The organism is Paenibacillus nuruki (assembly GCF_963311185.1).
Taxonomy (GTDB): domain Bacteria; phylum Bacillota; class Bacilli; order Paenibacillales; family Paenibacillaceae; genus Saccharibacillus; species Saccharibacillus nuruki.
The window spans coordinates 488,904-501,808 of record NZ_OY725677.1 but is presented as its reverse complement, the minus strand read 5'-3'; the positions used below and the strand labels follow the sequence as shown (position 1 = coordinate 501,808).

9 protein-coding genes are annotated in these 12,905 nt (G+C 37.9%); 1 reads left to right on the top strand and 8 read right to left on the bottom strand.

Annotated elements, in window-relative coordinates; all coding sequences use genetic code 11:
• Positions 1-154: 154 nt before the first annotated feature.
• The 8 genes from RCP16_RS02345 to RCP16_RS02310 form a co-directional block, all read right to left on the bottom strand.
• Positions 155-1,792: a methyl-accepting chemotaxis protein gene (locus RCP16_RS02345; protein WP_308641563.1), complete on the bottom strand. Its 1,638-nt coding sequence runs from the start codon at positions 1,790-1,792 to the stop codon at positions 155-157.
• Positions 1,793-2,018: 226 nt separating this feature from the next.
• On the bottom strand, positions 2,019-3,731 hold the full coding sequence (gene ptsP / locus RCP16_RS02340) for a phosphoenolpyruvate--protein phosphotransferase (protein ID WP_308641562.1): 1,713 nt from the start codon (positions 3,729-3,731) through the stop codon (positions 2,019-2,021).
• Positions 3,724-3,999 carry an HPr family phosphocarrier protein gene (locus tag RCP16_RS02335; protein ID WP_069329214.1) on the bottom strand — a complete coding sequence of 92 codons (276 nt, stop codon included), beginning with the start codon at positions 3,997-3,999 and terminating at the stop codon, positions 3,724-3,726. The genes ptsP and RCP16_RS02335 overlap by 8 nt, the downstream gene beginning before the upstream one ends.
• 398 nt (positions 4,000-4,397) lie before the next feature.
• Positions 4,398-6,455 carry a glucose-specific PTS transporter subunit IIBC gene (ptsG, locus tag RCP16_RS02330; RefSeq protein WP_069329213.1) on the bottom strand — a complete coding sequence of 686 codons (2,058 nt, stop codon included), beginning with the start codon at positions 6,453-6,455 and terminating at the stop codon, positions 4,398-4,400.
• Between the two features lie 304 nt (positions 6,456-6,759).
• A complete protein-coding gene (glcT, locus tag RCP16_RS02325; RefSeq protein ID WP_069329276.1) occupies positions 6,760-7,626 on the bottom strand; it encodes a glucose PTS transporter transcription antiterminator GlcT in 867 nt (288 codons plus the stop codon).
• A gap of 190 nt (positions 7,627-7,816) precedes the next feature.
• Positions 7,817-9,454, bottom strand: a complete 1,638-nt coding sequence (gene floT / locus RCP16_RS02320; protein WP_308641561.1) for a flotillin lipid rafts scaffold protein FloT — start codon at positions 9,452-9,454, stop codon at positions 7,817-7,819.
• A gap of 74 nt (positions 9,455-9,528) precedes the next feature.
• Positions 9,529-10,050, bottom strand: a complete 522-nt coding sequence (locus RCP16_RS02315; RefSeq protein ID WP_308641560.1) for an NfeD family membrane protein — start codon at positions 10,048-10,050, stop codon at positions 9,529-9,531.
• A 210-nt stretch (positions 10,051-10,260) separates the two neighbouring features.
• Entirely contained in the window at positions 10,261-11,424 is a 1,164-nt protein-coding gene (locus tag RCP16_RS02310; protein WP_069329210.1) for an iron-containing alcohol dehydrogenase, read from the bottom strand.
• Between the two features lie 348 nt (positions 11,425-11,772).
• Here RCP16_RS02310 and RCP16_RS02305 point away from each other — a divergent pair, with 348 nt between their 5' ends.
• The gene (locus RCP16_RS02305) at positions 11,773-12,810 is read left to right on the top strand and encodes an alpha/beta fold hydrolase (RefSeq protein ID WP_371748162.1); all 1,038 of its coding nucleotides are present in this window, start codon (positions 11,773-11,775) and stop codon (positions 12,808-12,810) included.
• Positions 12,811-12,905: the final 95 nt, after the last annotated feature.

The window sequence follows — 12,905 nt, the reverse complement described above, 5'->3', positions numbered from 1 at the left end:
ACATACCAATCATCCCACCGACTTTTCTATTCTGATCAAGTCGATGGGATGATTTTTTTATAAGATGAATAATCATTGATATACTCATTTTTCTAACTTAATTATCCATATAAGTCTCTATCCATCTACTATTTTGAGTCCATTAACTAATTATTTATACTTTAAAGCGATCAACCATAATGTTTAACTCTTTAATATTTTCAGTTAGTAATCCTATATTGTCTGTTACTTGTTGTGACATTTTGATTTGATTTTCTACACTGGCAAGTACTTCCTGTGAGCCAGCAGCTGTTTCTTCTGTGGTCGTTGAAGCAGATTGAATAAAGTCGATAATATGTTCTTTGCTAATATTCAATTGGGTCGTCATATCCTTCATGCTTACAATAAGACTGTTCATTTCTTGAATGGATTGACCAATTTCTATAAAAGCACCGCTTGTATTATCAACACTTTGCGATTGATCATTTAAAGCAATCTGCGAAGCATTCATCACTTCTTTGGTCAGCGTAGTAGAAGAAATAATACGATTCAAAATATCTTGTATTTGAGTAGTTGCTTCTTTAGACTGATCTGACAATTTGCCAACTTCAGAAGCTACTACAGCAAATCCTTTACCATGTTCTCCTGCGCGAGCAGCCTCTATAGAAGCATTAAGTGCTAATAATCCTGTCTGTTTAGAAATCTCTTGAATAAGAACAGACATGTTAACAATACCATTCACTTCTGTAATCAAATGATTTAAATTGACAGAGACTTGATCAGACAAGCTTGCAAATGATTGCATATGATTTTGCAAATAAATAACTGCTTGTTCACCAGATTGTTGACGTTGACCAATCAATGTACTTAGTTTTTCCAGATGCTGTGCATGTTGATCTGTATTCTCAATTACAGTAGCTATCTTACGAATAGAAATAGTTCCCTGTTCGATTTCATCGTACTGACTTGCTGTAGCTTTGGTAATCGATTGTATAGCATAATCAATTTCTTTAGAAACTGTCATATTATGAATAGACGTATCATACACATTTTTGGTATGGACAGAAGTTGCTGTTGCTGTCTGTTGAACTTGCGCTATAATAGATTGTATTTTTTCGATAAATTGGTTAAATGAATTCGCTACTCGTCCAATCTCATCTTCACTTTTAACGACTAAACGTTGAGTAAGATCGCCCTGTCCTTCGCTAATAGTAGACATCATTTTTTCTAATGTACGTAATGTCTCAAATTGTCGATATACAATCCAGTAAATACATACTAAAAGCAATACCATACTTATAGTTACTACAACAAGTGTAACGTTACGGATGGTATGCAATACATTTTCGGAAGTAATTAAAACTAGAATTTGCCCATTAGATAATGTAGTTGCCAAAAGATTGGCGGCTTCGCTCTTATAGGTTGTATCTTGGAGTACCCATTCTTTACTATCTTGATTTGCTTTTACAAATGTTTGCAATGTTGTTGTGCTCATATAATCATTATCAGTCGTATATACAGGTGATGTGTCTTTATTTAAAATTGCTGAAAACAGAAGTTCATTGCCTAATTGTTGATGAAGTTCTTTTAGATACGCTTCTATTCCCGAATTAGGATTGTTACTTGCTAATTCTGCTCCAATTCGGATAATCTTTGCCATAGCAATACCTTGGGCATCTGTTTCATCGTGAACTTGTAGAAAAATATAATAGACCATAGAACAAATAATAGTACCTACAACTAACATGATAGGTAAAATAATTTTAAATTGAACAGAGAGCGTTTTAAATTTCTTTTTCCGGTTCATTGTCATTTTCTTTTTCCCCTATCGTAATCAGTTATAAATATAGATATAACAGTTACTTCGGAAGTTAGAGGAAATCCAATTAACTTTTTTTACTTTATTTATAAGTATTCTACAATATTAGAAATAATAACAACAAAAAAAGCTGATTTCTCTGTACAGAGAAATCAGCTAAAAGTAAATGTTGGGAAAACTTATTAACGCTCATCATACCAAGCGTGTAACGGAAGAAAAATTAAGCGTGGATTGCTTGTACCAGTTCAACCACTTGCTCAGCTGTTTGCATATCCAAAGCTTTAGCAGCTAATTCTTGCATGTCTGCTTTAGACAATTTAGCTAGTTGGCTACGTGCTGGAAGAATAGAGCTTGCACTCATGCTGAACTCATCCAGACCTAGACCGAGTAGCAATGGAATTGCTGTAGCATCGCCAGCCATCTCACCACACATGCCTGTCCATTTACCTTCTTTATGAGCTGCATCGATAACCATTTTAACCAAACGCAAGATAGATGGGTTGTATGGTTGATACAGGTAAGATACCCGTTCATTCATACGATCCGCTGCCATTGTGTATTGGATCAAATCGTTAGTACCGATACTGAAGAAGTCCACTTCTTTAGCAAATTGGTCAGCCAGTACTGCTGTAGAAGGAATTTCCACCATGATGCCAAGTTGAATGTTTTCAGAAACAGCAACACCTTCAGCAACCAGTTTTTCTTTTTCCTCTACTAATACTGCTTTTGCTTCGCGGAATTCCATCAATGTAGCGATCATTGGGAACATAATACGTAGGTCACCATATACACTTGCTCTAAGCAATGCACGTAGTTGTGTACGGAAAATGTCTTGACGATCTAGACAAAGACGAATGGCACGGAATCCAAGGAATGGATTCATTTCTTTTGGAAGAACAAGATAAGGTAGTTCTTTGTCGCCACCAATATCTAATGTACGAACAACAACTGGTTTACCTGCCATTTTTTCCAAAACCGTTTTGTACGCGTTAAATTGCACATCTTCAGAAGGCAATTCATCGCGACCCATGTATAAGAATTCTGTACGGTATAGACCTACGCCTTCGCCGCCATTATCCAATACACCAGCCACATCGTTTGGCGTACCGATATTAGCAGCCAATTCAACATGTACTCCGTCTTTAGATACCGTTACTTCATCACGCAATTTGCGCCATTCAGTAACTTGAGCTTCATAAGCTGCGCCTTTAGCACGGTACTCAGCAAGAGTTGCTTCATCAGGGTTAACAATAACATTACCTTCAAGACCATCAACGATAACGATATCCCCATTTTGAATAACTTCCATGACTTCTTTTGTACCGACTACTGCTGGAATTTCCAACGAGCGAGCCATAATTGCGGAGTGAGAAGTACGTCCGCCAATATTTGTAGTGAAGCCTTTAACAAAATTACGATCCAATTGAGCGGTATCTGAAGGCGTCAAATCTTCTGCAATAATAACGACTTCTTCACGGATCTCAGCTGGACTTTGGAAGTTAACACCCATCAAGTGATTCAAGACACGCTTGCTAACATCTCTCATATCAGCAGCACGTTCTTGAAGATAAGTGCTCTTCATATTTTCAAACATGGTTACAAATTGAGCTGCAACTTCATTCAATGCAAACTCAGCATTCACCATTTCTGTAGCGATTTTATCTTTTACAGGGCTAATCAATTCAGGATCATTTAGAATCAACAAATGTGATTCGAAAATCTCTGCTTTTTTAGCGCCCATTTCTTGTAACGTACGTTCTTTGATCGCCTCGAGTTCAGTTTTGGAAATTTCCAAAGCTGCATCAAGTTTAGCCAATTCCGCATCTGTATCACTAATCGAGCGTTTGGTAATCTCGTATTCAGGATGTTCTAGACGGAATGCTTTGGCAATGGCGATGCCCGAAGACGCCGCGATTCCCAAAATATTAGCCATTGATTTCGCCTAGCCCTTCGTTCACCATAACGTCAGTCAAAGCTTTCAATGCTGCATCTTCTTCTGCACCTTGTGTAGAAAGAACGATAACGTCACCTTGCTCAAGACCTAGAGACAATACTCCAAGGATTGATTTCAAAGTTACTTTTTTACCTTTAGCTTCTGCAAAAGATTCTGTAGAAGCAAATTTGTTAGCAGCTGTTACCAATGCTGTTGCTGGGCGTGCGTGGATACCATCTTCGTCAACGATTTTGAATGTTTTTTCCATTATAAAATTCACTCGCTTTCTCATCATAATAGGATAGTAAAGATAAATCATAACTAACTAATAACTAGATCATCCCTTATATTGTACAGCATTATAAGGCGTGATGCACGTTTCAAAACAATTATTTTCGACTTTTTTCAGCAATCGCTAACATTATTCAGCAATATCCTGCAAATTCATGATGTTTTTAGAAAAAATAAAGTATTTTCTAAGTATTGCTTACAATGCAGCTTAATAACAAAACTATAAGCAATTTGTAAATTCAATGCGATAAGGACAGATCATGACTGTAACAACGATCCATTATTGACTCCTTATCGCACTGTTTATTTACAAGTACGTATAGTCTGTTATTTTATATTTTTTGAGATTCATTGCAAAAGTCGAAATGAACGCTATTACTTGATGGTAACGATATTGCCTTCTCCTGTTTTTACATTACCTGTTTTGTGCAATGTTACGGTAGCACCTTCTGGTAAGTTGGAGAAAATGATCGGAGTAATGATCGATGGTGCATTTGCTTTTACATACTCCAGATCCACTTCAAGGATCGGTTGTCCAGCCATAACATCATCGCCTTCTGCAACCAATACAGTAAAGCCTTGACCTTTCAATTTAACCGTATTTACGCCTACATGCACAAGAATTTCTTTACCGGCTTCAGACATAATACCGATCGCATGTTTACTAGGGAATACGTTAAATACTTTACCATTCACAGGTGAACAAATCGTTCCGTTGGTTGGTAATACTGCGAATCCATCACCTGTCATTTTTTGTGAAAATACAGGATCTGGTACTTCACTAATATTCATCAACTCACCATCAGCAGGAGCAACGATTACTTCTTCTGCCAAAATGTTCACTTGATTCTCTGCTGTTCCTTCTGCTGGAACCGAATCTACAGTGACTGGTGTAGGTCTTGGTGTACGCCCTGCAATAATATCTTGCATTTGCGATTTGATCGTATCGGAACGTGTTCCGAAAATCGCTTGGACATTATTACCCACTTCTAGGACACCGGAAGCGCCTAAAGATTTCAAACGATCTTTATTTACGTTTTTAGGTTCTTTAACTTGAATACGTAGACGAGTAATACAAGCATCTAGACTTGAAATATTCTCTTGTCCACCAAATGCTTCAAGAATGTTATGTGGCAATTCATCTTTGCTATTACCACCACTGCTTACTGCACTATCATCACCTGCTGGCGTATCTTCACGACCTGGTGTTTTCAAGTTAAATTTGCGAATCGCAAAACGGAATCCGAAGTAGTAAATGACTGCTAAGACTAGACCGACGATGATAACATCCCACCATGCAGTACGGTTAGGAATAACGCCGAACAATACAAAGTCAATCAGACCACCTGAGAAAGTCATACCAATTTTAACGCCTAGAATTTGCATAGTCATGAAAGAAAGACCAGCGAAGATTGCATGAATACCGAACAATACTGGTGCTACGAACAAGAATGAGAACTCAAGCGGTTCAGTAATACCTGTTAAGAAAGAAGTCAATGCGGCAGAACCCATGATACCTGCAACATATTTTTTATGTTGTGGTTTGGATTCATGGTAGATCGCAAGTGCAGCAGCTGGAAGACCGAACATCATGAACGGGAATTTACCAGTCATAAATGTACCTGCTGTAAATGGAACACCATCACGAAGTTGCGCCATAAAGATTTTTTGGTCACCACGTACATATTGTCCTGCTTTGTTTACATATTCACCGAATTCATACCAGAATGGTGAGTAGAAGATATGATGTAGACCGAAAGGAATCAATGAACGTTCAATTACACCGAAAATAAATGCTGTTAATGTAGGGTTAGATTCAACCATACTGTGAGAAACCGTGTTTAAGAATGTTTGAATTGGAGGCCAGATCAGAACCATCACTAGACCCAAAAGCAAAGAAGTAATAGCTGTCATAATCGGTACAAAACGTTTACCTGCAAAGAAACCAAGATAAGAAGGTAATTCAATACGGAAGAAACGTTTATACATCGATGCGGCTAGAATACCGACAATAATACCGCCGAATACGCCTGTTTGTAATGTAGGAATACCAAGTACAGAAGCTACTGAATAGTCGCCTTTACCAACCATATCAGATGTAACACCCATAACTGTACCCATCGTTACGTTCATGATTAGATAACCGATAATGGCTGCGAGCCCGGCTACCCCTTCTCCTCCAGCAAGACCGACGGCTACCCCGACGGCAAAGAGCAAGGATAAGTTATCAAAAACAATTTGTCCGGAGTTCATCATTACAGTCGCTGTAATTTGAACCCAGTGTGCATTTAATGCAGGAATATACTGCAAAAAGTCAGGGTTAACGAGCATGTTACCAAAACCAAGCAATAAACCTGCTGCTGGCAAGATTGCCACTGGAAGCATCAATGCTCTACCTACTTTTTGCAAAACGCCAAACAGACGTCTAAACAATACCGCCACTTCCCCTCGAATAGTATAAATAATATATTGTTGCTTCAACAAATTAAGGCGGAAAGCCACAAAAAAAGGCACGAGTGAACAACGTATCTGATAGGATAAGGATCTCGGTACATAAGGATAGACTACCCCTGTGTGCTTACAGCCTTACATCAAATACTTTGTTAACTCATGCCTGATCGAATCAGTAACACGTTAAAAAATCCGCTATTCATTTGTTGATTACGTTCTGAATTATAGCACCCACTTTTTAAATCTGCAAGCCTTTTCAATAAAAAAGATTTAATCGATTTTGAATCTATTGTTGCGTACTTTCTTCTTCCTCTTCACGCTTCTCGACAAACCGTTGTAAATGCATGGTTAGGTAGCTCACTTCGGCTTTGTAGACGGGTCGGCGTAATCGTTTCTCCATCATTTTTGTTAACTTCCAGGATAACGAATACACTTCAGGATATTCCATTTTGAGCATTTCTTCTAACCGATGAGTAGCGGCTACTTTTTCACCTCTACGTATACGTTCAATCGCAAATCGCAAATGAGTGAGCAAACGAGAATAATCTAAAGTATCACCAGTAATTGATATTTTGAGGCTATCTTCGATAACTTTGACCATATCGGCAATTAGACGAGAATCCGCCTTGATCGCTGTAATATGTTGATCGGTCAATGCACTATATATATGGAGTGCGACAAAACCAATCTCATCTTCTTCCAAAGCTACACCTAGCTTGTCATGAATGATTTCTAATGCATGAGCAGCTAATTTATATTCTAATGGATACATTTCTCGTGTCTCATACAAAAAAGGATTCTGAATCGTCATCCCTTGCTCGGCACGCTTAATCGCAAATGCAATATGATCGGTTAAGGCAATATGAATATGTTCATTCAGTGGAGTCTTACTTTCCGAATTAATATAATAAATGATTTCGTTAATGACTTCGATAATCCGCTCGTCAATCTGAACAGCGAGCTGCTTATATTGTTCCTGTTCTTGCTGATTGGTTAAAATAAACATCTTCTCGACAACATCTAAAGGAATCACGTCACGCGCTTTACGATTAAAGCCGATTCCCTTGCCAATCACCACAACTTCTTCATACTGAGGATGATCAGCGATAATAACGTTATTATTCAGCACTTTAGCCACAAGTAGGCTGCTCACATTTGCACCCCTTTTACGATCACCTTCATCCCGTAAAGTTACCAAAAATTCACCTTCTAGTCAATACAATTGAACTGCTAGCTAACTAGATAAAGAAGACGACAAATCCTTATTGAGCAAGGACTTGTCGTCTTGATGTCATTGTAAACAGATTTGCTTTATAGCATGATTGTTACATATAAATTTTCCATTATCGTTCTTGTTCGCTGGAAATTCCTATTCCTGTAGATGTTGTTGTATGATCTTGATCATTTGCATCTTGAGTTGGAAGAGATAATACCGATTCAGAAGAGTCTGCTGTCTGTGAATATTTATTTGCAGCTATATCAGATCTAGTGTCAGAAATGCTATTACCAACTTGCTGTGATCTGCCACCTGCAAACCCTTTGATTAATTCTTCAATGTCTAGTCCCGAGACACTTTTCAGCATTTCTGGAGCCGTAGCCATCAGTTCAGTTACATAGTTACTCACTCGTGTTGCTCCGCCACCTTCGCCTTTACCTGTGTCTACGACGGTCAATTTATCAATCGCACTTATTGGTTCTGCAATTTTACCAGCCAATTCAGGTAGCATTTTAGCAACTAGATCAAGAATTGCGGCTTGTCCATAATTTTGGAATGCTTCTGCTAATTTCTGCTTCGCTTCGGCTTCAGCAAGACCGCGTAAACGAATCACTTCAGCTTCCGCTGTACCTTTAGCACGTTCAGCATCGGCTTCCGCTTGTCCGGCTAGACGCTGTTGCTCCGCAGATGCTTTGGCTTCGGTCTCGATTGAATATTGATGCGCCTCGGCTTGACGCATTTTACGAGCTTTTTCAGCTTCGGCTGCTTGTTCTACAGAGAAACGATCGGCTTCGGCTTTCTTTTTCACTTCTGCATCATAGTATTTCTCACGTACTGTAATTTCTCGTTCTTGTAAATCAATCTCACGTTCTTTACGAACAAGTTCAATCTTCATCTGTTCTTCCATCATAATCTGCTTGGCTTTGGCTTCTTGAATATGATACGCCTGATCGGCTTCTGCTCTTGCTGTATCTTGATCTTTTTTAAACGAAGCTACTTTTAATTCTTTTTCTTTGGAAGCTTCAGCGATATTGGTATCGCGAAGTAATTCTGCTTTTTGTCCGGCTTCTTCTGCCAGTGCTTTCTGCACCCGAGAATCTCTAACCGCTTCAGCTTCAGCAATTTCTGCATCTCTTTTGACAGCAGCGATTCGAGGTTTACCCAGTGATTCAAGGTATCCATGCTTATCGCGTATATCTTTGATTGTAAAAGAAACAATTTGTAGACCCATCTTTTTCAGATCACGAGCAGCTACACTTTGTACTTCTTGCGCAAATCGGTCGCGATTACGATAGACTTCTTCTACAGTCATCGAACCCATAATCGAACGTAGATGACCTTCTAACACTTCTTGAGCTTCTGCTTGTAATGCTTGAATAGGCTTGCCCATAAATTGTTCAGCCGCTGTCGCTACATCTTCAACCGAACTACCAATTTTAATAATAGCTACACCATCTGCAAGTACCGGTACGCCTTGCTCTGTATACACTTCGGGCGTTGTTACATCCAGTTTGTGCGATAATAACGACAGAAATTCTGATTTCTGAAAAATAGGTAAAATAAATGCGCCGCCACCACGTACAATCTTAATCTTGCGCCCTGCTCCATCATCTGAAATATTACGACTGCCCAGAAAAGAACCTGTGACAACCATTGCTTCGTCTGTACTCACTGTTTTGTACCTTGCCCAGAATGTGATTCCGAGTACGATCAAGACTACAATCACAATCGCAGGTACAATAATCATCTCATTCAAAAATGCCATACGTCTCGCCCCTTTTGGTCTGATTTAGGCTACCTTTTCAAAAAGCTGTTATACTGCTTCTGTTCTAACGCCAATCATATGGAATCTTCTAATAAAGACACACCTAATGTTCCTTCTTGTTCTTCTACGATCACTACCCGCATACCGGCGGCGAGTGCACAACGATCAAAACTGTATGCAATATGTAACGTGTTGCCACCTGTAAGCTTAATCATCACTTCACCGTATCCTACTTGTGGAACAGGTATTGTGACTTCTCCAATACGACCAATCATTTCTTGAATCGAGTAACTGGTCGAAACCTCACTATTTTCCATCGGTTTGACATATACAAAAAATACAAGCATTCCTCCGACAACAGCAATCAATAATGCAAGCAGTACAACAGCTACAGGAGCGAACGAACTGTAACGCACTAACATGATCCCTGCTCCACCGAACAATGTAACGGTTGCTGCCAAAATAACAGGCTTAAACAGATCAAACCCTGGAAAGTCTATCCCACCTAGTGCATCACCAAGCAAGTCACCAAATAACAGACTGAACAATGCATAAAGTGCACCAGTGATTAAGCAAATCCAAAATAGCGTTTCCATTTCTATTCGCTCCTTTCTTCTATTTAGCGAAAAAAAGCGATATTCTGCTTTAATCCACCATTTTTTGGCGTTATACCTATATTTACGTATTGATGGTAAGTAAAGTTTCAATTTTTTAAGATATAGTCAAAAAAAGCTGCCTATTCCTTATCATTACTGACAGGAATAAGCAGCTTATATATTTATTGATTGTATTCAAAAATAGAGAAATTATAGAGACATGCTGTAAATTTTACGCACATCTTCTGCTTCTAATTTGTTAAAGTTACCGAATGCGCCGAATTTCATCGCTTTGTCTACCATAACATCGATTTGACTATCGTCAATTTCGTAGTCTGCTAGGCGGCTAGGTGCATCAATTGAAGTCCAGAAGTCACGTAATGCTTGAATACCTTCATTAGCCACTTCTTCATCGCTCTTACCTGTTGGATCTACATTGAATACATTAACGGCTAATTTAGCAAAACGAGCAGGATTCACATGTAAATTATGTTGCATCCAGTTCGGGAACAAGATCGCAAGTCCACCACCGTGAGGAATATCGTATACAGCAGATACCGCATGCTCAATATTATGAGTTGCCCAGTCTCCGTTGTAACCCATATTAACAACACCGTTTAATGCCATTGTACCTGCATACATCACTGTTGAACGTAATTCAAAGTTTTGCAAATCATTGATTAATTTAGGTCCTGCATCAATAACACCACGTAGAATAGATTCACAGAATCCGTCTTGAATATCTGTATTTTCCTCAGCATGGAAATAATGTTCCAATACGTGAGACATCATATCTACAACACCATATACCGTTTGATCTTTAGGCAATGAATAGGTGTTTTCAGGATCAAGAATAGAGAATGCAGGGAATGAATATGCACTACCCCAACCTAATTTTTCTTGTGTTTCGGTATTAGTGATCACAGAACCACTGTTCATTTCTGAACCTGTTGCTGCCATAGTTAATACTGTACCTAATGGCAATGCATCTGTAGGAGCTGCTTTGCGTTGTGCAAAGTCCCACATGTCGCCATCATATTTTGCACCAACAGCAATCGCTTTGGCGCAGTCAAGTACACTACCGCCACCAACTGCAAGAATCAAGTCGATGTTATTCGTTTTACATAAATCTACACCTTTGTGTACAGTAGACAAACGCGGATTCGGTTCTACACCAGCAAGTTCTGTAACGTTAGCTCCTGCTTCATTCAAATAACCGATCACTTTGTCGTATAGACCTGCACGTTTGATACTACCTCCACCATAGACAAGCAATACATTTTTACCGTAGTTACCTACTTCTCTTTTCAACTTTTCAAGTTGACCTTTACCGAAAATAAGACGGGTTGGATTATAAAATTCAAATGATTTCATTGGAAAATTCCTCCTTGGAATAAAACGATAGATAATGTAATTTAAATGCTTGTCTAAAATTACATTTTTATAACCGTAAGTAAGTTACTGTTACTTAATACTTTACTATTATATACTTTATATTGCAAAAAATAAAATTGAGCAAATTAATATTTGATAAAACATTCTATACTATTTATATTTACCCTTTGAGAGAGATAATAGAATCATAACTTAATTTAATTTTAAAAATAGATAAATACATAATACAAAATTTGATTTTGTTCTTTCAAATTGATTATAATATATTTAATTCGTTTATAAAATTACATAAAAACCAAAAAATGTATTAATAGGGGCGATCATAACTTGAATACATCTCCAAATAAAAAATCAAAATTTTGGCGTAAACAGAAATGGATAAAAATTATTATCATTTTTATCATATTCTTATTACTTCTAGTTATTTCAGGATTTGTATTTGAGTGGATAGCTTCTAAGAACTCTTCTTCTAAGTATCCTCCTCCTGGAAAAATGGTTGATATTGGAGGATATCGCCTCCATATCCATAAGCAAGGTACAGGTTCTCCTATTATATTGTTAGAATCAGGTAGCGGAGAAAGTAGCTTATCTTGGAGAAATATTCCTACCACTTTATCTAAATCAGCTACTGTTGTTTCATATGATCGTGCAGGATATGCCTGGAGCGACGAAAGCCCATTACCAAGAACAGGCGACAACATAGTTAAAGAACTGCATACAGCTCTAGATCAAGCTAATATCAAAGGTCCTTATATTTTAGTAGGTCATTCTTTAGGTGGGATGTATTCACGCTTATTTGCTCAAAAATATCAGAATGAAGTTGCAGGTATCGTACTGATTGATGCTCGTCCAGAAAATGATGCTAATCGAACAGAACCCATCTATCAGAAAGAAAAGCCCAAAAGTAATCCTTCTCCACTTTTTTCTATTCTTTTAAAAGAGTCAGGTGCTTTTCGTTTATTCCCAAATTTTTTACTTACCGGACGAGTTGAAAAAGAAGACCGCAAAGATTTTGTTCATATTGTAGCCTCTTCTAAATATTTTCGTGCAGTCGCGGAAGAGGGAGATCTTGCCACATCTACTGAAAACGAAATACGTAATCAAAAACTTGGAGATATTCCTGTGCGAGTTATTGCGCGAGGACAGGAACAAGACTTAACAAAATTTGGCATCAGCCAACAAGCAAACGACCTCATAGAACAAAGTTGGCAGCTAGGACAACGTGAGATGCTAAACATTTCTATAAATAGTCAATTTATTATTGCCAAACAAAGTGAACATATGATTATTCATACTGAACCCGACTTAGTTGTTAAAGTGATTGAAGAGCTTATTAAAAATATCAAACTAACTCAAAATAAATGAGTTATATAAATAAATTTTCAATCTTTTTACGTTAAAAAAGAACCCTACTCAATTAAAAGTAGGGTTCTTTTTTTCTTACTCATTTTGTCTAGCTT